Below are 20,652 nucleotides of genomic sequence, written 5' to 3' on the forward strand. Positions count from 1 at the left end.
AGCATGACGACGATGGACGCCGCCGCCGAGCAAGCGGGCCTTCTGCTCGACCGTGGACAGCGGGCGTACGAGCAAGGCCGGTTGGAGGAGGCCGTCGAGCACCTGGAGGGGGCGGCCGAGCCGGCCCGGCGGCTGGTACGCGAGCTGCCACGCGACCGCACCTTCCGGCAGGGGCTGGGAAGCGTGCTGTACAGCCTCGGCGGGGCGTACATCACGGCTCGCCGGTTCCCCGACGCGGTGACCGTGCTGACCGAGGCGCTCGAGGCGTACAGGGAACTGGCCGCGAAGGCCCTCATGGCGGACGTCCGGGCCCGCCGCGGCATGGCCCACGCCCTGACGGGTGCGGGCGCCTCGGCGGTGACGGACGTGCAGGCTGCCGTCATCGGCTACGTACGCCGGGCCGGACTCAACCGGTACGACGCCGATTACGTGGGTCTGTGCCGCGTGCTGATGCTGGGCTCCGACGTGCTCGGGGCGTACGGGGACCCGACCATCGGGCTGAACGCCGCCCAGACCGGGCTGACCCTGTGCGTCAACGCCATCCGGGCCGGCGAGCTCACGCCCGACGGCGCCCTGCACCAAGCGATGGTCCGCGCTCTCAGCGTCGAACGCGAGCTGCTCCACGCCCTGGACCGCCCCGCGGAGGCCGCGAATGCCGAGGGCACGCTCCAGTGGCTGGGCGAAGAGCCGCTGCGCACCCTCGTGGCCGAACGCCTGGCCGGGGACAGCCCCGGGCTGCTGCTGCCGGTCGCCGACGCGGTGGCCACCGCCGACGATCCGGAGCTGGCGGCCCTGCTGCTCGGCGAGCCCGTCGGGCCGCTGTGCGCCCCCGCGTTCCGGGTGCCTCCGCCGCGGCTGACCGAGGCCGGCGTGGCCGCCGCCGACGCCGCCGTCCGGCTCCTGCCGGGCGACCCCGACGCCGCGGTCCGGCTCGGCCTCGAGGCCCACTTCCTCCTCGACGTCGCCCACGAGGACCGGCCGCCGCGCGACCCGGTCCGCGCGGTCTGGGTCGGCGTCCTCGAGCGGATGCGCGCCCAGTGCGAGGTGGACGGCGACACCGCGCTCGCCGCCGACCTGGCGGCCTGCGCGGAGCGGCTCTAAGCGGCCGCGAAGGTCTGCGGCAGGGCGCCCTCGTCCCACAACCGGTCGAGGTGCGCCAGGAAACCGACGAGACTGCGTTCCAGCTCCCGCCGCTCACCCGCGTCGAGCGCGGCCAGCGGATCGGAGAACACCAGGCCGTCCGGATGCTTCGCCCGGGTCCCGACGAACCGGTGGCAGGCCGAACACCAGACGTAGCTCACCAGGGTGGGCCGGCGGGCGTTCTCGGGAGCATTCACGTACGCCCGCACACTGCGCCGGCCGCAAGCGGGACACTCCCGTTCCCCAGGGGCGGCGAAGAAGCTCTCACCCTGCGCCAGCGCCGTGACCTCGGCTCCGCTGAAACTGCTCCACTCCATGCAAGGAACCGTAGATCAGGCCTCGTCCAGGGCTGCGGTGAGATCGGCGAGCAGGTCGGCCGTGTCCTCGATGCCGCAGGAGAGCCGGACGAAACCCGGCGCCGTGTCATCGCCCCACTGTGCGCGCCGGTCCGCCGTCGTGTGCAGACCGCCGAACGACGTGGCGGCGAAGACCAGCCGCGAGGCCGTCAGGAACCGGGCCACGCGCTCCGCGCTGCCCAGATCGAAGGAGACGATGCCCGGGATGCGGCGCATCTGGCTCTGCGAGATCTCGTACGAGGGATCCGACGCGAGCCCCGGCCACCGCAGCCCGGTCACGTCCGGCCGCCCGGCGAGCAGCCCGGCCACCGCCGCCGCGTTGGCGCTCTGCCGGGCCAGCCGCAGGTCCAGGGTCGCGAGCGACCGGTGGGCGAGCCAGCAGTCGAACGCCCCCGGGATGCCGCCGGTCTGCGCGCGCCAGGTGGTCACCCGGGCGATGAGGTCCTCGTCGTTCGTCGCCACGTAGCCGAGCAGGACGTCGGAGTGCCCGGTCAGTGCCTTGGTGCCGGAGGCCACCACCAGGTCGGCCCCGAGCTCGAGCGGGCGCTGCCCCAGCGGCGTCGCCGTCGTGTTGTCCACCGCCACGAGAGCGCCGGCGGCGTGCGCGGCCGTGACGACGGCCCGCAGGTCGCAGACGTCCAGTCCCGGGTTGGCCGGGGTCTCCACCAGCACCAGCCGTACGCCCTCGAAGGACGGGTACGGCCCGGCGGTGGGCACCAGCACCGTCTCGACGCCCAGGTCCCGCAGCGTCCCCTCGGCGAACGCCCGGACGGTGAAATAGCCGTCGGACGGCAGCGCGACCGTGTCACCCGAGCGCAGCACCGACAGCAGCAGTGCGGTGATGGCTGCCTGACCGCTGGCGAAGGCCCGGACCGTCCCGCCCTCCAGCTCGCCGACGGCCGCCTCCAGCGCGCGCCTGGTGGGATTGTCCGGCCGGCCGTACCCGTTCTCCGTCGGGCCCTCGACCGGGTCGAGGTGGTACGGCGCCGCGAGGACCGGCCCGGGCAGGAACGGCTGACCCGGCACCGCCGCGGGCAGCCCCGCGTGCACGACCCGCGTGCCGTCCCCCTGATCCGTCACTCCGGCTTCATCTCCCGGCCCATGAGCAGCTTCACCGCGACCCGGGGGTCCACACCCTCGTGGCACACGCGCTCGACCTGCTCGGTGATCGGCATCTCCACGCCGTGCGCCCGCGCCAGGTCGCGGATCGCGAGGCAGCTCTTCACGCCCTCGGCCGTCTGCTTGGTCGACGCCTGCGCCGCCTCCAGCGACTCGCCGCGACCCAGGTGCTCGCCGAACGTACGGTTCCGTGACAGCGGCGACGAGCAGGTGGCGACCAGGTCACCCAGCCCGGCGAGCCCGGCGAACGTCATCGGGTCGGCGCCGAGCGCGACGCCCAGCCGCGCCGTCTCGGCCAGCCCGCGCGTGATCAGCGAGGCCTTGGTGTTGTCGCCCATGCCCATCGCCGACGCCATGCCGTACGCCAGCGCGATCACGTTCTTGACCGCCCCGCCGAGCTCGCAGCCGATGACGTCGTCACTGGTGTACGGGCGGATGTACGGCAGCGCGATGGCCTGCTGCACCAGCTGGGTGCGGTCCACGTCGATGCCGGCGACCACGGTCGCGGCGGGCTGCTCGGCGGCGATCTCCGGGGCGAGGTTGGGGCCCGACACGACCACCACCCGCTCGGGCGCCACCCGTGCGGTCTCGATGATGACCTCGCTCATCCGCTTGGTGGTGCCCAGCTCGATGCCCTTCATCAGCGACACGAGGGTGGCGTCGGGCGGCAGGTGCCCCGCCCAGTCGGCGAGGTTGCCGCGCAGGGTCTGCGACGGCACCGCGAGGAAGACGAGCTCGGCGCCGGCGACGGCCGCCGCCAGGTCGCTGGTGGCGGAGACCCGCTCGGGCAGCTTCACGCCGGGCAGGGAGGCCTCGTTGATCCGGTGCTCGCGGATCGCCGCGGCGACCGTCTCCCGCCGGGCCCAGATGGTCGTGTCCGAGCCCGCGTCGGCGAGCACCTTGGCGACGGCCGTACCCCAGGCGCCGGCGCCCAGCACCGCGGAGCGCCTCATGCCGGCCGCTCCGTCGGACCCGTCGCCCGGCGCGGGGGCGCCGCGTAGAGCTCCTGTGGCGGCTCTTCCTGGCGCAGCTCCGCGAGCAGGTCGCGGGTGGCCAGCTGGATCGCCTCGGTCATCTGCTCGAGCACCGCCTTGGTCGGCGCCTCGCCCTGCCAGCGGCTCAGGTCGACCGGCTTGCCGACACTGACGCTCACCGGCCGGCGCGGCTTCAGCGAGATCTTCTTCGTCCGTACGTCGTGCACCTGCTGCGCGCCCCACGTGGCCATGGGCACGACCGGCGCCCCGGTGACCAGCGCGAGCCGCGCGGCGCCGGTCTTGCCGCGCATCGGCCACAGCTGGGGGTCACGGGTCGTCGTGCCCTCCGGGTAGATCACCACGACGCCGCCCACCCGGATGGCCTCGATGAGCGTGTCCAGCGACTTCACCGCCTCCACACTGCCGCGTTCCACCGGGATCTGCTGGGTCTTGCGCAGCATGAACCCGACGAACGGCACCTTCCAGATGCTCGCCTTGGCCAGGAACCGCGGCCAGCGCCCGGAGGCGTAGATGACGTGGGCCACGAGCAGCGGGTCGAACTGCGACATGTGGTTCGGGGTGATGATGAAGCCGCCGCCCGGTGGCATGTTCTCCAGGCCGTACCAGCGACGCTTCGTCCAGAGCTTGAGGGCCGGCAGCACGAGCGCCACCGCCAGCCGCCGCCAGAACCCGAGCCTGCGCTGCCCCACGGTAACTCCTCCGTCCCCCACGCCCTGGGACGAAATCATGCCTGTTCGTGGTCGCCGGAGCCAGGCCGGGTCGGTCGCGGAGGCGGTCCCGGGCGCTGGTGGCAGGATTGGCGGCGTGTCAGAGGCGGACTGGGTGGCGGTGATCCCCGTCAAGCGGCTCAGCGCGGCGAAGAGCCGGCTGCGCGGTGCCGTCGCCGACGCCTGGCACGAGGAGCTCGCCCTGGCCATGGTGCGCGACACGGTCGCTGCGATCGCCGCATGCGAGCAGGTCAGCGAGGTGCTCGTGGTCACCGACGACCCGGCGGCCGCCGGTGCCGTGGCAGCCCTGGGCGCGCGGGCCGTGGCCGACTCCCCCGCCGCGGGGCTCAACGAGGCCATGCGCTTCGGCGCCGACGTGACCGTGGGCATCGGGCGCCGTCGGGCGGTCCTGGCCGGGGATTTGCCGGCGCTGCGACCGTACGAGCTGGGCGCCGCCCTGCGGAGCGCGGGCACCGGGCGCAGCTTCGTCGCGGACGCCGCCGGCACGGGCACGGTGCTGTTGACCGCCGGGCCCGGCACCCACCTGGATCCGCGCTTCGGGGTGGGCTCGGCGGCCGCCCACGCCGCGTCCGGTGCGCAGCCGTTGTCCGGGGACTGGCCGGGGCTGCGCCAGGACGTGGACACCCCCGCCGACCTGCGTACCGTCGTCGAGCTCGGTGCCGGCGAGCACACCTGCGCGCTGCTGCGGCACCTCGGCCTGGTGACGGGATGCGTGCCGGCCGGTCCGTCCCGGTAGCGTGCTCCTCATGCAGGGCACGGTCGCGACGTTCGATCCTCAGACGCACACGGGCACGCTGCTGCTCGACGACGGCAGCGAGGTGCCCTTCCCGGCGGCGGCATTCCGCGCCTCCGGGCTGCGCCTGCTGCGCCTCGGCCAGCGGGTCAGCATCGAGACCGGTGCCGGCGGCGATGTGACCAAGGTTCAAGTTCCCGGAATCTCCTGAGCTTTGTTCATTTCCCCGTAACCCCCGACGGGCAATGATGGAGTGATGACCACCCCGCCCCGGACACCCGAGTCCGCCGTGACCGCTCGCCGGCGCGGCCCGAACGGACGGTTCCTGCCTCGTGAGAGCGCGGCCGGGGTGGCCAACGCCGAGCCGACCGCCATCGAGCCGACGGAGCCTGCCGTGACGACCGCTGCCCCGCGCCCCGCCGAACCCCAGGCAGAGCGCGACGAGCTGCCCGACGACCGTTTCCTCAACCGCGAGCTGTCCTGGCTCGACTTCAACGCCCGGGTGCTGGCCCTCGCGGAGGACCCGGAGACGCCCCTGCTGGAACGGGCGAAGTTCCTGGCGATCTTCTCCAGCAACCTCGACGAGTTCTACATGGTCCGGGTCGCCGGGCTGAAGCGGCGGCTCAAGGCGGGCCTGCCGATGCGCGGCGGGGACCGCAGCTCCCTGCGCAACCAGCTCGAGATGATCACGGAACGCGCCGCCGACCTGGTCACCCGGCACGCCGCCTGCTTCGCCGAGGAGGTCCGGCCCAAGCTGCAGGCCGAGGGCATCGAGCTGGTCAGCTGGGCCGAGCTCGACGCGCCGGAGCGCGAGCGGCTGCGGACGTTCTTCCGCGAGCAGGTCTTCCCGGTGCTCACCCCGCTGGCCGTGGACCCGGCGCACCCGTTCCCGTACATCTCCAGCCGCTCGCTGAACCTCGCCGTCGTGCTGCGCGACCCGGCCGACAGCAGCGGCGAGCTGTTCGCGCGCATCAAGGTGCCGAACAACGTGCCGCGCTTCGTGACGGTGCAGAACGACAGCCGCGGCGTGCGTTTCCTGCCCGTCGAGGAGCTCATCGCCGTCCACCTGGACCAGCTCTTCTCCGGCATGAAGATCCTGGAGTGGCACCTGTTCCGGGTCACCCGCAACGCCGAGGTGGAGGTCGACGAGGACCGCGACGAGGACCTCCTGCAGGCCCTCGAGCGCGAGCTGGCCCAGCGGCGGTTCGGCCCGCCCGTACGCCTCGAGGTCGCCGCCTCCATCAGCGACCACGTCCTCGACCTGCTCGCCCGCGAGCTCGACATGAACGACGAGGACGTGCTGCGGGTGCCCGGCCTGCTCGACCTCTCGGCACTGTGGCAGGTCTTCGGCGAGGTGGACCGCGACGACCTCAAGGACCGCCCGTTCGTCCCGGCGACGCACCCGCAGCTGGCCGACGGCGAGGTGCCGCGCAGCGTCTTCAACCGGCTGCGCGAGTGCGACATCCTCGTGCACCACCCCTACCACTCGTTCTCGACGAGCGTGCAGCGTTTCATCGAGCAGGCGGCCGCCGATCCCAACGTGCTGGCCATCAAGCAGACGCTCTACCGCACCAGCGGCGACTCCCCTATCGTCGACGCGCTCGTCGACGCGGCCGCCGCGGGCAAGCAGGTGGTGGTGCTGGTCGAGGTCAAGGCGCGCTTCGACGAGGTCGCCAACATCGGCTGGGCCCGGACCCTGGAACGGGCCGGCTGCCACGTGGTCTACGGGCTCGTGGGGCTCAAGACGCACTGCAAGACCGCTCTGGTCGTCCGCCAGGAGGGCAACCAGATCCGGCGCTACTGCCACATCGGCACGGGCAACTACCACCCCAAGACCGCCCGCCTGTACGAGGACTTCGGCATGCTGACCGCCGACCCGGAGATCGGCGCCGACGTCACCGACCTGTTCAACGTGCTGACCGGCTACAGCCGGCAGACCGCGTTCCGCCGCCTTCTCGTGGCGCCGCACGGGGTGCGCAGGGGCCTCATCGAGCGGATCGACGAGCAGGCCCGGATCGCTCGCGAGGGCGGCGAGGCGCTGGTGCAGTTCAAGGTGAACTCGCTGGTGGACGAGGAGACCTGCGACGCGCTCTACCGCGCCTCCCAGGACGGCGTGAAGGTGGACCTGGTCATCCGGGGCATGTGCGCGCTGCGGCCGGGCGTGCCGGGGCTCTCGGAGAACATCCGGGTCCGCTCGATCGTCGGCCGGTTCCTCGAGCACTCCCGGGTGTTCCGCTTCGGCGCCGGCGACGACGCCGAGTACTGGATCGGTTCGGCCGACCTGATGCACCGCAACCTCGACCGCCGGGTGGAGGCGCTCGTGCGTGTCACCCTGCCGTCCGCCCAGGACGACCTGCGCAGTGTGCTGGAATTGGCCATGAGCGACGAGAGCGAAGGCTGGGACCTCGACGGCGACGGCACCTGGCACCGGCGTCCGGCCAACGCCGCCGAGCCCCACATCCACCTGCAGGAGGCCCTGCTGCGCCGAGTCATCGGCAAGGCGGTCTAGGTGACGCGGACAGTTCGCGCCGCCGGTGGGGTGCTCTGGCGGCCCGCCGGCGACGGTATCGAGATCTGCCTCGTGCACCGGCCGTACCTGGCCGACTGGAGCCTGCCCAAGGGCAAGCTGGACGGCGCCGAGCATTCGCTCGCCGGGGCGGTGCGCGAGGTGTTCGAGGAGACCGGCGTAGGCGCGGAGCCGCAGCTGCGGCTGCCCGAGGTCGCGTACACGCTGCCTGACGGCGTACCGAAGACCGTCGACTTCTGGTTGATGCGGGCCGGCGACGGCCCGGCGGCGGACCCGCAGGATCCCACCGAGGTCGACACCGTGCTGTGGCTGCCGCCCCGCGAGGCCGTCGCCAAGCTCAGCTATCCCGATGACCGCCGGCTGGTCGAGCACGTCGTCACCCTGCCTCCGGTGACCGCGGTGACGCTGCTGATCCGGCATGCCCACGCGGGCAAGCGCAAGGACTTCGCGGGCAACGACGCGCTGCGCCCGATCGACGACCGGGGCCGGGCCGAGGCGGAGACGATCGGCGTCGCGGCCGCCCTGTTCGCCCCGCACCGGCTGATCGCCGCGACCCCGCTGCGCTGCCGGCAGACCCTGGAGCCGCTCGCCCGCACGCTCGGCCTGCCGATCGTGACGGACGGGGCCTTCGCCGAACCCGCCGAGCCCGAGGAGATTCCGGCGCGGGTGAAGGCGGCGGCGGCGCGCCTGACCGAGCTGCGCGACGGTGCGCGTACGGCGATCTGCAGCCAGGGCAAGGTGATCCCGGATCTGCTGGCGCTGCTCGACGGCGCCCCCGACGCGGCTCCCTACAAGACGCCCAAGGGCGACGGCTGGGTGCTCAGCTGGTCGGGCGACCGGCTCGTGGCGCTGAGCCGGCTCTGAGTCCCCCGCCCGGGCCGGTGCGGCGCGGCAGGGGCGGCAGCAGCGGATCCGCGCGCCAGAAGCCGATGAGGTCGCCGGTGAGCCACCGGGCGCGCCACAGCTCGTCGTCGCGCGGCTCCCAGTCGCGCAGCGGCAGCAGCGCGATCCGCCACGACAGCACGGCGGTCAGGTACCAGCCGTAGATGGGGACCAGGCCGAGCAGCGTGTCCCGGCGGCGATAGGAGCCGTGCGGCGCCAGCGCGAAGACGGCCCCGCCGTTGACGGCGCACGTGACGAGCCAGTCGAGCAGGCCCCATCCGGTCCAGCGCTCGGCGGCGTCCCCCAGCGTCCAGCCGGGCACGACCGCGGCGGCGAAGACGGTGGCGGCGATGAGGGACCGGCTCACCAGACCGCGCGGCCGGGCGGGATCGCTGGGTGGCTCCGGCCGCAGGCGGGAGCGGCCGGCCGGGACGGTTCTGCGGTCCATGATGCGGACCGTAGGCTCAGCGGCCGCTGTGGCGCCGGAACACGCGAAAGGCGTCCACCGGACGGGTGGACGCCTTTCGTCTCGTCAGCGTGCCGCTGAGCGGGTGCTTCAGCGGGTCTTGCGCGGCGCCGACGTGCGCGCCGTGGTGGCCTTCGTGGCCGGGGTGGCCTTGGCGGCCGCCGTGGTCTTGCGGGCGGTCGCCTTCTTGGCCGGAGCCGACTTGGTGGCGGCCGCCGACTTGGTGGCGGCCTTCTTCGCCGGCGCGGCCTTGGTGGCCGCCGTGGTCTTCTTGGCCGCCGCCGTCTTGGTGGCGGCCGACTTGGCCGGGGTGGCCTTCGTGGCGGCCGACTTCGCCGCCGTGGTGGCCGTCTTCTTGGCCGCGGTCGACTTGGCCGCGGTGGCCTTCGTGGCGGTCGCCTTCGTTGCCGTCGCCTTGGTGGCCGTCGCCTTGGTGGCCGTGGTCTTCTTCGCCGCCGCCGTCTTGGTGGCAGTGGCCTTGGCCGGGGTGGCCTTGCTGGCGGTCGTCTTCTTCGCCGCCGCCGCCGTCTTGGTGGCGGTGGCCTTGGCCGGGGTGGCCTTGGTGGCAGTGGACTTCGCCGCCGCGGTGGTCTTCTTGGCGGCGGCGGCCTTGGCCACCTTGCCGCTCGCGACCATCTCCCGGAAACCCGTGCCGGGCTTGAAGGCGGGGACGGACGTCTTCTTCACCTTGACTGGTTCACCGGTGCGGGGATTCCGAGCGGTACGCGCATTGCGTGCCCGCTTCTCGAAGACACCGAAACCGGTAATGGCGACGCGGTCGCCCTTGGTGACGGCGGTCTGCACCTCGCTGATGACCGCATCCAGCGCCGCTGTCGCGGTTTTCCGGTCCCCCAGTCGGGCGGCGAGCGCCTCGATGAGCTCGGCCTTGTTCACGGTTTTCCTCCCGAACGTGAGAACTGATGCTCGTCCTGTACATGTCACGGACGGGTCTGCACCGTCGCGAACAAGCATCACTGGCCCAATGCGAGCCATTCTGCGCGCACGGTATGCCCTCTGACCAGCAGACACAAACATTGGCCGGAAAAAAAACCCTTGTGTCGCAACGAATTTGCCCCCACCGGCGGGCCGGTGGGGGCAGAAAAGCCTGTACTGACAGGGTTTTGCGGCTCAGACGACGACCGGCTTGAAGGCCGGCCGATTTCCCTCGTACGCGGTGATCGCGTCCTCGTGCCGCAGGGTCAGTCCGATGTCGTCGAGCCCTTCCATGAGGCGCCAGCGGCTGAAATCGTCGATCGGGAAGCCCCAGGCGGCGTCGTCCACGCGCACCTGACGCTCGCCGAGGTCGACGGTCACCCGCTTCTCCGGCTCGCTCTCGGCCATGTCCCAGAGCGCCTCGACGGCCTTCTGGTCGAGCTGCACCGGCAGCAGCCCCTCCTTGAGGGCGTTGCCCCGGAAGATGTCGCCGAAGCGGGCCGCGATGACGACCTTGAAACCCCAGTCCCGCAGGGCCCAGACGGCGTGCTGCCGCGACGAGCCGGTGCCGAAGTTGGGGCCGGCGACCAGGATCGTGGCGCCGGTGTGCGCGGGATTGTTGAGGACGAACGACGGGTCGTCGCGCCAGGCGCTGAAGAGCCCGTCCTCGAAACCGGTCCGGGTGACCCGCTTGAGGTAGACCGCCGGGATGATCTGGTCGGTGTCCACATCGGAGCGCCGCAGGGGCATGACCTTGCCCGCATGGGTGGTGAACTTGTCCATGATTGGCTTCCTCGTCTCTACAGGTCGGCGGGGGCGGCCAGCTTGCCCACCACGGCGGTGGCGGCGGCGACCTCGGGCGAGACCAGGTGGGTACGCCCGCCCCGGCCCTGCCGGCCCTCGAAGTTGCGGTTGGACGTGGACGCGGCGCGCTGCCCCGGGCTGAGCGTGTCCGGGTTCATGCCCAGGCACATGGAGCAGCCGGCGAAACGCCACTCGGCGCCCGCGTCGAGGAAGATCTTGTCCAGACCCTCCTGCTCGGCCTGCTCGCGGACCAGGTACGACCCCGGCACGATCATCATCCGGACGCCCTCGTGCACCTTGCGCCCGCGGATCACCTCGGCGGCGGCGCGCAGGTCCTCGAGGCGCCCGTTGGTACAGGAACCGACGAAGACGACGTCGACGGGAACGTCCTTGAGCGGGGTCCCGGCCTCGAGTCCCATGTACTCCAGGGCGCGGCGGGCGGCGTTGCGCTCCACCTCGTCGACGAACTCCTCCGGGTCCGGCACCCTGCTGTCGAGCGCGGCGCCCTGCCCGGGGTTGGTGCCCCAGGTGACGAACGGGCTGATCGCCGAGGCGTCCAGGATCACCTCGGTGTCGAACTCGGCGCCCTCGTCGGTGACGAGCGACTTCCAGTATTCGACCGCGGCGTCCCAGTCGGCGCCCTTGGGCGCGTGCTGACGGCCCTGCAGGTACGCGAACGTGGTGTCGTCCGGCGCGATCATGCCGGCCTTGGCGCCCCACTCGATCGACATGTTGCAGATGGTCATCCGGCCCTCCATGGAGAGCTTGCGGATGGCCTCGCCGCGGTACTCGACGATGTGGCCGTTGCCGCCGCCGGTGCCGACCTGCGTGATGAGCGCGAGGATGAGGTCCTTGGCGGTGACGCCGGGGCGCAGCTCGCCGACGACCGTGACGGCCATCGTCTTCGGCTTCGCCTGCGGCAGGGTCTGGGTCGCGAGCACATGCTCGACCTCGCTGGTGCCGATGCCGAAGGCCAGCGCGCCGAACGCGCCGTGGGTCGCGGTGTGCGAGTCGCCGCAGACGATGGTGGTGCCGGGCTGGGTGAGACCCAGCTGGGGGCCGATCACGTGCACGATGCCCTGCTGCTCGTGGCCGAGCGAGCGGATCTGCACGCCGAACTCGGCGCAGTTCTTGCGCAGCGTCTCGATCTGCGTGCGCGAGGTCGTGTCCGCGATCGTGAGGAGGTCGCCGCGGCGGGTGTTGAACGCCGGGTCCGCGTACCCCGTCGGGGTGTTGTGGTCCTCGGTCGCGAGCGTGAGATCGGTACGCCGCACCTGGCGGCCGGCCAGGCGCAGGCCGTCGAAGGCCTGCGGGCTGGTCACCTCGTGCAGCAGGTGCAGGTCGATGTAGAGCAGATCAGGCTCACCCTCGGCAGCACGCACCACGTGGTCGTCCCAGACCTTCTCGGCCAGGGTCCTCGGCTTCGGAGTGACTCCCACCATCTGGACATCCTAAATTCTGGGAGGTATGTTTCGGCTTGTGGGACACAGTATGAGCGGTGTCGGCGTTCTCGACAAGGCGGTGGTCATCCTGGCCGCCTGTGTCGACGGCGCCAGCCTGGCCGAACTCGTCGACCGCACCAAGCTGCCCCGGGCGACCGCGCACCGGCTGGCCCAGGCCCTGGAGATCCATCGGATGCTGGTCCGGGACACCCAGGGACGCTGGCGGCCGGGACCGCGCCTCGGCGAGCTGGCGAATGCGGCGCCCGACGTGCTCCTGACCGCGGCCGAGCCGCTGCTGGCCGCCCTGCGCGACGCGACGGGCGAGAGTGCACAGCTCTACCTGCGCCGTGCAGACGAGCGTATCTGCGTGGCGGCCGCGGAACGAGCCAGTGGTCTTCGGGACACCGTTCCGGTGGGATCGGTGCTGCCGATGGTGGCGGGATCCGCGGCGCAGATCCTGCTCGCGTGGGAGCCCCCGGAGGCGGTGATGCCCCTGCTGCCGCGCTGCAAGTTCACCGGCCGCACCCTCGCCGAGGTCCGCAGGCGCGGTTGGGCGCAGAGCGTTGCTGAGCGGGAGCCGGGTGTGGCGAGCGTCTCGGCGCCGATCCGCGACCGGACCGGCAGGGTGATCGCGGCCATCTCGATAAGCGGTCCGATCGAACGCCTCGGACGGCGGCCCGGCGAGCGGCACGCGATGGCCGTGGTGCGAGCGGGACAGCGCCTCAGCGGCCTGTGACCGACGGGCCAGCTGCCGCGACACCGGAATTCCGCGAACCGTCCTGGGGCTCGTCGACCGCTCTGAGAGAGCGCTCCCCGGGATGCCGTGAAGGTTCCGGCGCGCTGCCGAGCACCCCCCGCGTGGTCAGGGCTCCCAGATCGCGTTGTCGTGGGCGAAGACCACGCGGGCCGGGTCGAACTCCAGGAGGCGTGCGATCCACGCCGGAGCGACCGGCAGCGGCGGTTCCGCACCGTGCCCGGCGGCCGTCCGTGCCAGCACGTCACCGGTGAAGGCCGTCGCATGGTCGTGGCTCTGCCCCGCGACGACCACCGTGCCGTCGCGGCGCCGGACGACCACCGACTGGTGGCCTGCCGTGTGCCCGGGGGTGGGCACGATCACCACGCCCGGCAGGATCTCCGCCTCGCCGTCGAGCTCGGCGTAGGAGGCGCCGGGTGAGTCGATCAGCTCGGGCAGGGTGTATCCCTCCTGGTGGCGGGCGAGGTCGAGTTCCACCCGCTGGGTGAAGATCGGCCGGCCGGGCAGGTCCGGGTTGCCGCCACTGTGGTCGAAGTGCAGGTGACAGTTCACGACGTACCTGATGTCGTCGGGCCGGACCCCGACGGCGCCGAGCGCTTGCGCCAAGGGGATGCGCCGCGGCCGGTAGTGGGCGTCGACGTCGGGGTGCGCGCCCATGCCGGTGTCGACGAGCACCGGGCCCCGGGGATGGTCGATGAGATAGCCGAGGCAGGGTTCGACGCGCGGCGAGCCGGTCCCGGTCTCGGCGGCCGGCCGGACGAAATAGCCGAAGTCGACGCGGTGCACCTGGAGATCCGTCACACTGTCAGTGTCCCGGCCGCGCGGCCGCATCAGTTAGACCCGGCGCGGACACCGACGGAAAACGAAACGGCCCGTGTCCGAAGACACGAGCCGTTGCTGCTGGTAGTCCCGAAGGGATTCGAACCCTCGCTACCGCCTTGAGAGGGCGGCGTCCTAGGCCGCTAGACGACGGGACCAGGCCTTGCCGTGTTGCTCTTGCTCGGTCTTTCCCGCTCCAGCAACGGTGCCGAACTCTATCAGAAGTCCAGCGCCGCCGATCTCGCGGGGAGACCGTAGCGCTGGGGTACCAGGACTCGAACCTAGACTAACTGAACCAGAATCAGTCGGGCTGCCAATTACCCCATACCCCATTGGTACGGCTTGCCGTACCGAGTGAGAACTCTACCCGAGCCCATGGTGCCCACCAAATCGGGTCACCACATGGCGTTTCCGTAACCTCGCGACTACGGCTTGAAGAGGTCGGCGTGCTGCCGCGCCCACGCCGCGAACGTGACCGCCGGACGCCCCGTCAGCTGCGCGACCGTCCCCACCGCCCGCTGCGGGTGTTCCGCCAGGATCCGGAGGCCGGCGGCGTACCAGGCCGCGTACTCGCCCATCGGAGCCGCCAGCTCCCGGACGAGCTCGTCGTGGGGCAGGTCGACGTACGTGAGCTCCCGGCCCAAGGCCGCGCCGAGCTGCAGCACCCGTTCCCGGCGGGTCAGCGACTCCGGGCCCGTAAGCGCGTACGAGTGGCCCTCGTGCCCGTCCTCGAGCAGGCACCGGGCCGCCACCGCGGCGATGTCCTCCACGGCGATCGGGGCGTTCGCCGCCGAGCCGTAGCCGTCGCGGACCACGTCGCCCGCACGGATCTGGGCCGCCCACAGGGTGGCGTTGGTCATGAACTCGCCCGGCTCCAGGTGCACGTACGGCACCCCGCACGCCTCGACCCCGTCCTCGATGGCCTGCCAGTGGTCCCCCTTCGCCCCGGCCATGTCGACGATCCGCCGCACCCCGGCCGCCGCGGCCATCCGGCAGACCTCGGCGTTCGTCTCGATCACCGGTGCGAGGTACATGCGGTCCATGCCTGCCAGCGCGGAAGGCATGGTCGACGGCCGGCCGAGGAAGCCCCGCACCACCTCCACCCCGGCCGGCAGCCCGGCCTCGGCGGGGTTCACCGTCAGCGCCCGCACGTCGTCGGCGCCGAGCGCCAGCAGCTCGTCCACGACCAGCCGGCCGACCCCGCCGGTCGCTCCTGTCACCAGGATCCTCATTCTCGTACCCCCTACGGAAAGTGTTCCCGTAGGGTATACGAAATGAGCGATCGTGTGCTGCCCCTGCTCTGGCGTCACCGCACACCGCCGGAGGCCGCCAGGACGGGCCGGCGGCCACGGCTCAGCATCGACGAGGTGGTCGCGGCCGGCATCGCCATCGCGGACACCGACGGGCTGGAAGCGGCTTCCATGGCCAAGGTCGCCGCGCGGCTCGGGGTGGGGACGATGACGCTCTACACGTACGTACCGTCGCGGGCCGACCTGGTCGACCTCATGGTCGACGCCGTCCTCGGCAGCCGGAACCTTCCCGGACCGCACGACCCGCAGCCCCCGGACTGGCGCGACCGGATCCACCTGTACGCCGACCGCACCCGTGCGATGTACCGCGCCCACCCCTGGCTGAGTCAGGTGTCGACGATCCGGCCGCCGCTGGGACCGGGCATGTTCCGCGAACGGGAGTACGTCCTGTCCGCGATGGAGCAGGCGGGGCTCCCGCTCGGGCGGGTCAACGAGGCCGCACTGGCCATCGGGATGTTCGTCACCGCCGCGGCCCGGCAGGAGGGCGAGAACGTCCTGCTGCACCGGGCCACCGGGCAGTCGAACGACGCGTGGTGGCAGGAGCGCAACCGCTTCTGGGAGGACTGGTTCGACGTGGAGCAGCACCCGGTGATGACGCGGGTGTGGGAGGCCGGCGGCTTCGGCGGCGGCACCGAGGAACAGGCCGAGGCGGCGTTCGCCTACGGCCTGCGCCTCATGCTGGCGGGCATCGCGGGATCAGTCGAGTGAGACGACCGGGTTGCGCAGCTCGCCGATCCCCTGGACGCTCACCGACACGGTGTCGCCGGCCACGATCGGGCTGACCCCGGCCGGGGTGCCGGTGAGGATGACGTCGCCGGGCAGCAGCGTCATGACGTGCGACACGTAGGACACCAGCGTCGGCACGTCGAAGACCATGTCCTTGGTGCGGCCGAGCTGGCGTACCTCCATCTCGTCGGGGTTGCGTCCCACCTCGCACCGCACCTCGAGGTCGCTGACGTCGAGCTCGGTCTCGATCCACGGGCCCAGCGGGCAGAACGAGTCGAAGCCCTTGGCGCGGGTCCACTGCGGGTCCTTGCGCTGCAGGTCGCGGGCCGTCACGTCGTTGCCCACGGTGTAGCCGAAGATGGCCTTCTCCGCGCCGGCCCGGTCGACCCGGCGGGCGCCGCTCGCCCCGATGACGACGGCCAGCTCCGCCTCGTGCTCGACCTGGCTGGTCGCCGGCGGGATCCGGATCGCGTCGTTGGGGCCGATCACCGAGGTGGACGGCTTGATGAAGATCAGCGGCTCCTGGGGCACCTCGTTGCCGAGCTCGGCCGCGTGGTCCGCGTAGTTGCGCCCCACACCGATCACCTTGCTGGAGAAGATCGGCGCGAGCAGCCGCACGTCGGCCAGCGCCCAGCGCTGACCGGTGAAGCGGACGTTCTGGAACGGGATGCTGTCGATCTCGGCGATGGTCAGGCCCTGGGCGCCCGACTGCGCCGCACCCTCGACGACCCCGAAGGACACGCCACCGGCATGAACAAAACGAGCGAAACGCACGGATAACCCCATCCATCGAAAGCTTGCACGCACGGACGAGGCTACGCGCTGCGCGGGACCGTATCCGTGCCGAGCCGGGGAAACGGCCGCAGGGAGAAGACGACCTCGACCGGCACCTCGAAGTAGTCGCAGATCCGCAGCGCGAGGTGCAGCGACGGGCTGAACTCGCCCCGCTCGAGGTAGCCCACCGTCTGGTAGTGCACGCCCAGGGCATCGGCGAGCTGCCGCCGCGAGATCCCTCGTTCGGCGCGCAGCATCGCGATGCGGTTGTACGTGATCTCGGAACTCATGCGCCGTCCTTCACCCGGGCCGTTGCAGGGCCTTCTCGCGGCGTGCCGCGACGGCGGACCCCGACTCGCGGCGCGCCATCCGGCGCAGGACGACGGGGGCGAGGGTCAGCCCGGCCACCGCCCACAGGGCCAGGACACCGGCGGTCTCCAGGTGCCGCCACGAGTGGCCCAGCTCGGCCGCCGTCAGGGCGTCGGGCAGGAACACGGAGCGCATGCCCAACCCTAGCCAGTAGACCGGGAAGAGCTGGGCGACGCCCTGCAACCAGCCCGGCATCGCACCGATCGGGTAGAAGACGCCCGAGATGGCGATCAGCCCCACGAGCGGCGCCATCACGACGCCCATCGTGCGGGGGTTGTCGATCAGCGAGCCGATCACGGCACCCAGCGGCATCGTGGCCACGAAGCCGAGCGGCACCAGCCACAGCAGGGTCAGCCAGCCGCCCGCGCCGACGTGCAGACCGTCGACGAGGAAGACGCCCGGCACGATCTGCAGGACGAAGCCGACCAGCGTCATGCCGCCCACCAGCACGATCTTGCCGACCAGGTAGCCCGACATCCCGTTCGGCGTCGCCTTCGCCCGCAACAGCGTGCCGTCCTCGCGATCGGTCACCAGCGTCGCGGCCACGGTGATCAGGCCGGCGAAGGCGATGCCCATGCCGAAGGCGCTGGGCAACGTCCGGGCGCCGAGGGAGATGTCCGTGCCGGGCACCGTCGCGTCACGCATGAGGAACACCGTGCCGAGCAACAGCAGCGCCGGAAGAAGGTACGTCCACAGATCCGCGACGGTGGTGAACGTGTGCCGCAGCTCGATGCCACCGCGAGCGAACCCGGTGCGCGCGGCCGTCGCCAGGCTCCTCACAGCGCCTCCTCGAACGTCGTCACGGCCGTGGGCGCCCGGCCCGCCTCCGACTCGCGTACCAGGGTCATGTAGGTCTCCTCGAGGCTCGCCCGGCGCACCTCCAGGTCGCCGATCTCCTCGCCGTACTGGCGGAACAGCCCGCGGACGAAGGTGGTGGCGTCGCCGGTGGAGTGCACGTACCGGCCGCCGGCCCGGGTCCAGCGGACCTCCGACTCCCCCGCGACCCGCCGGGAGAGCTGGTCGGCGGAACCGTCGGCGATGATCCGGCCGCCGGCCAGGATGAGGATCCGGTCGGCGAGCTTCTCCGCCTCGTCCAGGTCGTGGGTGGTGAGCAGGATCGTGGTGTCGTCCACATCGGTCAGCCGGTGCACCAGGTCATGGAACTCCCGGCGGGCGGCGGGATCGAAGCCGACGGTGGGCTCGTCGAGGAACAGCACCTCCGGCCGGCCCACGATGCCGATCGCCACGTCGAGCCGGCGGCGCTGACCGCCGGAGAGCTGCCCGACTCGCCGCTTCGCCTGCGATGTGAGTCCCACCACGTCGATGAGGTCGTCGACGGGCCACGGCCGGCTGATTCCCGCCGTGGAATAGGCGGCGTAGTACGTCCCCAGGTGATGCAACAGCTCCCGCACCCGCCACTTGCCGTGGTCGCGCCAGGACTGGAGCACCACGCCCAGCCGCGCCCGCCACTGTTCGCCGCCGATGGCCGGGTCGGCGCCCAGGACGCGTACGTCGCCTGCCGAACGTAGGCGGAAGCCCTCGAGGATCTCGATCGTCGTCGTTTTCCCAGCGCCGTTGGGCCCGAGCAGGGCGACCACCTCGCCGCGGCCGGCGGAGAAGCTGACACCGCGCAGCACATCGGTGGTTCCGTAGCGCATCCGCAGATCGCGCACGTCCAGCACCATGTCATTCACACTATCAAGTATGTAGTAGATGTACTACATTCGCTAGCATGCCAACTATCACCAGTGTGGACGGTACGCCGTTGAGCATCACCAGCACCGGCGCCGGCCCCGGCCTCGTGGTCCTGCCCGGCGGCCTCCGTTCGGCCCACGACTACGCCACGTTCGCCGCAGCTCTGGCCGACGTGCGAACGGTGCACGTCGTCGACCGGCGGGGGCGGGGCTCCAGCGGGCCGAAGGGTCCGGCGTACGCGATCGAGCGCGAGGTCGAGGACGCCGAGGCCGTTCTCGACGCCACCGGCTCCGACGAGATCTTCGGCCACAGCTTCGGCGGGCTGGTGGCGCTGCACGTCGCGCTGCGCCGCAAGCCGGCCAAGCTCGTCGTCTACGAACCGGCGGTCAGCCTGCACGGCTCCTTCCCCGCGCACGTCCTGCCCGCGTACGAGAAGAAGCTGGCCGCGGGCCGCGACGCCGCAGCCATGGCGACGTTCCTGACCGGCCTCGGTCTCGCCCCGCTGCCGATCGTGCCCATGCCGGTCTGGACGGCGTTCGCGTGGTTCATGCTGCACACGCCCGGCGGCCGGGACACCCGGGCCCTGCTGCACACCCTGCCGTCCGAGTGGCGCGTCGCGGCCGGCCTGGACTCCGACGGCACCCGCTACGCCGCCGTCACCGCACCCACGCTGGTCATCGCCGGCGACCGCAGTCCCGGCTGGCTGCTACGGGTGCAACCGGAGCTGGCGCGGCTCATCCCCGCGGCCTCGTACACGTGCCTGCCGGGCCTCGACCACAACGCGCCCGATCTCAGCGCGCCCGCGGCCGTCGCAAACCTCGTTCGGGCGTACCTCACAACCGGCGCGGCCAAGGCTCGATAGGACTGGACTTGCTGGATACGCTGGTGCGATGGGGATCAGCGAGACGCACGCGCTGACCACGGTGCTGCCCAGCATCAGCTGGATCCCGCTCGCCCGGGCCCACGCCGAGCGCGCCGACGAGATGACCGCCGGCCACCGGGCCCGCCGCGCCGCCGGCGAGAAGCACGCGATAGAGGACTTCCTCTACGACTACTACGGCACCCGCCCGGCCCAGCTCCGCCGCTGGCACCCCGGCGTCGGCACCGGCCTCGCCCCGGCCCCAGACGGCCTCGCCGAGCAAGCCGCCTGGAAGTTCTACACCACCCACCCCGACGGCGTGGTCACGCTCGACGTCGAGGCCTACATGCACGCCCGCGGCGAAAGCGTCCGCTACATCCACGGGCTGCTCACCGCGACGGCATCCCGCCCGGCGTTCTCGGGCTGCTTCGGCCTGCACGAGTGGGCGATGGTCTACCGCCAGCCCGAGCACCGCCACGCGCTCCCCCTGCGCCTCGGCCAGGCCGAGACCGACAAGGTCGTGGAGGAGCACCCGATCCGCTGCACCCACTTCGACGCCTTCCGCTTCTTCACGCCGGAGGCGGTGGGCCTCAACCGGCTCCAGCCCACCCGGGCCACCCAGGTCGACCTGGACCAGCCGGGCTGCCTGCACGCGGCGATGGACTGCCACAAGTGGGCGGGCAAGCTGGGGCCGGCGGTCCCCGGTGCCCTCGCGCTCGACTGCTTCGCCCTGGCCGGCGACATCCGCCTGCTCGACATGCAGGCCAGCCCGTACGACCTGAGCTCCTACGGCCAGCCCCCGGTGAAGATCGAGACCCCGGAGGGCAAGGCCGAGTACGTCACCCGCCAGCGGGAGTTCGCCCGCCGGGCGGCGGCCCTGCGCGCCCGCCTCATCCGCGTCTGCGAGGAGCTCCTCGGTCCGGCACTCGCCGCGGAGAACCGCGAGGCCGTAGCCCCGCACAACATCTGAGCTGCCGCCCGCCGCGAGGCGTGAGCTTCCCGGGTACGGGTAGTTCGACGAGTGTCGATGACGACCAGTGGGAGGTGTCTCATGTCGGACCAGCCGCAGGGCAACCGCGAGGAGCTCGAGAAGATCGCCAAGGAGCGGATGGAGGAGCTGCCCGGCGAGACCGCGCTCGGGAACCGGGATCCGCAGGCCGGGGGTGAGGGCGAGCCGCGCGACTTCGAGGGCAACAGCGACGTTCCGCTGCCCGAGTAGGC

At 71.9% G+C, this 20,652-nt stretch carries 24 protein-coding genes and 2 tRNA genes; 10 read left to right on the forward strand and 16 right to left on the reverse strand.

The annotated features are described in order from the left end of the window. The first annotated feature begins 3 nt into the window (after window positions 1–3). Window positions 4–1,101: a tetratricopeptide repeat protein gene (locus tag AB0J80_RS14775; RefSeq protein ID WP_364704775.1), complete on the forward strand. Its 1,098-nt coding sequence runs from the start codon at window positions 4–6 to the stop codon at window positions 1,099–1,101. On the opposite strand, the gene AB0J80_RS14780 is transcribed toward AB0J80_RS14775, so the two are convergent. From AB0J80_RS14780 to AB0J80_RS14795, 4 genes are read right to left on the reverse strand one after another with little or no spacing between them, the layout of a single operon-like run. Next, window positions 1,098–1,457 carry a hypothetical protein gene (locus AB0J80_RS14780; RefSeq protein ID WP_364704776.1) on the reverse strand — a complete coding sequence of 120 codons (360 nt, stop codon included), beginning with the start codon at window positions 1,455–1,457 and terminating at the stop codon, window positions 1,098–1,100. The two genes, AB0J80_RS14775 and AB0J80_RS14780, sit on opposite strands and share 4 nt — an antisense overlap. Window positions 1,458–1,472: 15 nt before the next feature. After that, on the reverse strand, window positions 1,473–2,576 hold the full coding sequence (locus tag AB0J80_RS14785; protein WP_364704777.1) for a cystathionine gamma-lyase: 1,104 nt from the start codon (window positions 2,574–2,576) through the stop codon (window positions 1,473–1,475). Beyond that, window positions 2,573–3,568 (reverse strand): NAD(P)H-dependent glycerol-3-phosphate dehydrogenase, encoded by a 996-nt coding sequence (locus AB0J80_RS14790; protein ID WP_364704779.1) that lies wholly within the window; start codon window positions 3,566–3,568, stop codon window positions 2,573–2,575. Before AB0J80_RS14790 ends, AB0J80_RS14785 begins: the two co-directional genes overlap by 4 nt. Continuing rightward, entirely contained in the window at window positions 3,565–4,299 is a 735-nt protein-coding gene (locus AB0J80_RS14795) for a lysophospholipid acyltransferase family protein (RefSeq protein ID WP_364704781.1), read from the reverse strand. The genes AB0J80_RS14790 and AB0J80_RS14795 overlap by 4 nt, the downstream gene beginning before the upstream one ends. A 115-nt stretch (window positions 4,300–4,414) precedes the next feature. On the opposite strand from AB0J80_RS14795, the gene cofC reads away from it, so the two are divergent. The 4 genes from cofC to AB0J80_RS14815 are packed head-to-tail and all read left to right on the forward strand — an operon-like array spanning window position 4,415 to window position 8,462. Then, window positions 4,415–5,074, forward strand: a complete 660-nt coding sequence (gene cofC / locus AB0J80_RS14800; RefSeq protein WP_364704782.1) for a 2-phospho-L-lactate guanylyltransferase — start codon at window positions 4,415–4,417, stop codon at window positions 5,072–5,074. Between the two features lie 10 nt (window positions 5,075–5,084). Beyond that, entirely contained in the window at window positions 5,085–5,282 is a 198-nt protein-coding gene (locus AB0J80_RS14805) for a cold-shock protein (RefSeq protein ID WP_364704783.1), read from the forward strand. A 45-nt stretch (window positions 5,283–5,327) separates the two neighbouring features. Further along, on the forward strand, window positions 5,328–7,580 hold the full coding sequence (locus AB0J80_RS14810; RefSeq protein ID WP_364704785.1) for an RNA degradosome polyphosphate kinase: 2,253 nt from the start codon (window positions 5,328–5,330) through the stop codon (window positions 7,578–7,580). Further along, window positions 7,581–8,462: an NUDIX hydrolase gene (locus AB0J80_RS14815; protein WP_364704786.1), complete on the forward strand. Its 882-nt coding sequence runs from the start codon at window positions 7,581–7,583 to the stop codon at window positions 8,460–8,462. On the opposite strand, the gene AB0J80_RS14820 is transcribed toward AB0J80_RS14815, so the two are convergent. From AB0J80_RS14820 to leuC, 4 genes are all read right to left on the reverse strand, one after another. Next, window positions 8,419–8,928: a hypothetical protein gene (locus tag AB0J80_RS14820; RefSeq protein ID WP_364704788.1), complete on the reverse strand. Its 510-nt coding sequence runs from the start codon at window positions 8,926–8,928 to the stop codon at window positions 8,419–8,421. The genes AB0J80_RS14815 and AB0J80_RS14820 overlap by 44 nt on opposite strands. A gap of 108 nt (window positions 8,929–9,036) precedes the next feature. After that, window positions 9,037–9,840, reverse strand: a complete 804-nt coding sequence (locus tag AB0J80_RS14825; protein ID WP_364704789.1) for an HU family DNA-binding protein — start codon at window positions 9,838–9,840, stop codon at window positions 9,037–9,039. A gap of 234 nt (window positions 9,841–10,074) precedes the next feature. Beyond that, the gene (leuD, locus tag AB0J80_RS14830; protein WP_364704791.1) at window positions 10,075–10,662 is read right to left on the reverse strand and encodes a 3-isopropylmalate dehydratase small subunit; all 588 of its coding nucleotides are present in this window, start codon (window positions 10,660–10,662) and stop codon (window positions 10,075–10,077) included. A gap of 17 nt (window positions 10,663–10,679) precedes the next feature. Then, on the reverse strand, window positions 10,680–12,125 hold the full coding sequence (gene leuC / locus AB0J80_RS14835) for a 3-isopropylmalate dehydratase large subunit (RefSeq protein WP_364704792.1): 1,446 nt from the start codon (window positions 12,123–12,125) through the stop codon (window positions 10,680–10,682). Window positions 12,126–12,174: 49 nt separating this feature from the next. Here leuC and AB0J80_RS14840 point away from each other — a divergent pair, with 49 nt between their 5' ends. Then, the gene (locus AB0J80_RS14840) at window positions 12,175–12,861 is read left to right on the forward strand and encodes an IclR family transcriptional regulator (protein WP_106125738.1); all 687 of its coding nucleotides are present in this window, start codon (window positions 12,175–12,177) and stop codon (window positions 12,859–12,861) included. A 126-nt stretch (window positions 12,862–12,987) separates the two neighbouring features. On the opposite strand, the gene AB0J80_RS14845 is transcribed toward AB0J80_RS14840, so the two are convergent. From AB0J80_RS14845 to AB0J80_RS14860, 4 genes are all read right to left on the reverse strand, one after another. Beyond that, a complete protein-coding gene (locus AB0J80_RS14845; protein WP_364704794.1) occupies window positions 12,988–13,680 on the reverse strand; it encodes an N-acyl homoserine lactonase family protein in 693 nt (230 codons plus the stop codon). A 100-nt stretch (window positions 13,681–13,780) separates the two neighbouring features. After that, window positions 13,781–13,856 (reverse strand) — tRNA-Glu (locus AB0J80_RS14850). Window positions 13,857–13,958: 102 nt separating this feature from the next. Beyond that, window positions 13,959–14,030 (reverse strand) — tRNA-Gln (locus tag AB0J80_RS14855). A 93-nt stretch (window positions 14,031–14,123) separates the two neighbouring features. Next, window positions 14,124–14,918: an NAD(P)H-binding protein gene (locus AB0J80_RS14860; RefSeq protein ID WP_364704796.1), complete on the reverse strand. Its 795-nt coding sequence runs from the start codon at window positions 14,916–14,918 to the stop codon at window positions 14,124–14,126. 54 nt (window positions 14,919–14,972) lie between these two features. Here AB0J80_RS14860 and AB0J80_RS14865 point away from each other — a divergent pair, with 54 nt between their 5' ends. Continuing rightward, window positions 14,973–15,716 (forward strand): TetR/AcrR family transcriptional regulator C-terminal domain-containing protein, encoded by a 744-nt coding sequence (locus AB0J80_RS14865; protein ID WP_364704798.1) that lies wholly within the window; start codon window positions 14,973–14,975, stop codon window positions 15,714–15,716. Here AB0J80_RS14865 and AB0J80_RS14870 read toward each other — a convergent pair. Genes AB0J80_RS14870 through AB0J80_RS14885 form a run of 4 tightly spaced genes read right to left on the reverse strand, consistent with a single transcriptional unit; the run spans window position 15,705 to window position 18,562 of the window. Continuing rightward, on the reverse strand, window positions 15,705–16,508 hold the full coding sequence (locus tag AB0J80_RS14870) for a fumarylacetoacetate hydrolase family protein (protein ID WP_364704799.1): 804 nt from the start codon (window positions 16,506–16,508) through the stop codon (window positions 15,705–15,707). The two genes, AB0J80_RS14865 and AB0J80_RS14870, sit on opposite strands and share 12 nt — an antisense overlap. A 41-nt stretch (window positions 16,509–16,549) precedes the next feature. Then, window positions 16,550–16,798: a helix-turn-helix transcriptional regulator gene (locus AB0J80_RS14875; RefSeq protein ID WP_364704800.1), complete on the reverse strand. Its 249-nt coding sequence runs from the start codon at window positions 16,796–16,798 to the stop codon at window positions 16,550–16,552. 10 nt (window positions 16,799–16,808) lie between these two features. Then, entirely contained in the window at window positions 16,809–17,657 is an 849-nt protein-coding gene (locus AB0J80_RS14880; RefSeq protein WP_364704802.1) for an ABC transporter permease, read from the reverse strand. Then, on the reverse strand, window positions 17,654–18,562 hold the full coding sequence (locus AB0J80_RS14885; RefSeq protein WP_364705065.1) for an ABC transporter ATP-binding protein: 909 nt from the start codon (window positions 18,560–18,562) through the stop codon (window positions 17,654–17,656). Before AB0J80_RS14885 ends, AB0J80_RS14880 begins: the two co-directional genes overlap by 4 nt. 47 nt (window positions 18,563–18,609) lie before the next feature. Here AB0J80_RS14885 and AB0J80_RS14890 point away from each other — a divergent pair, with 47 nt between their 5' ends. The 3 genes from AB0J80_RS14890 (at window position 18,610) to AB0J80_RS14900 (ending at window position 20,650) form a co-directional block, all read left to right on the forward strand. Then, a complete protein-coding gene (locus tag AB0J80_RS14890) occupies window positions 18,610–19,434 on the forward strand; it encodes an alpha/beta hydrolase (RefSeq protein ID WP_364704803.1) in 825 nt (274 codons plus the stop codon). Between the two features lie 28 nt (window positions 19,435–19,462). Beyond that, on the forward strand, window positions 19,463–20,401 hold the full coding sequence (locus AB0J80_RS14895; RefSeq protein WP_364704804.1) for a 3-methyladenine DNA glycosylase: 939 nt from the start codon (window positions 19,463–19,465) through the stop codon (window positions 20,399–20,401). A gap of 81 nt (window positions 20,402–20,482) precedes the next feature. Continuing rightward, on the forward strand, window positions 20,483–20,650 hold the full coding sequence (locus AB0J80_RS14900) for a hypothetical protein (protein WP_364704805.1): 168 nt from the start codon (window positions 20,483–20,485) through the stop codon (window positions 20,648–20,650). Window positions 20,651–20,652 lie beyond the last annotated feature (2 nt).

The organism is Actinoplanes sp. NPDC049548, from assembly GCF_040676695.1.
Classification (GTDB): Bacteria; Actinomycetota; Actinomycetes; order Mycobacteriales; family Micromonosporaceae; genus Actinoplanes.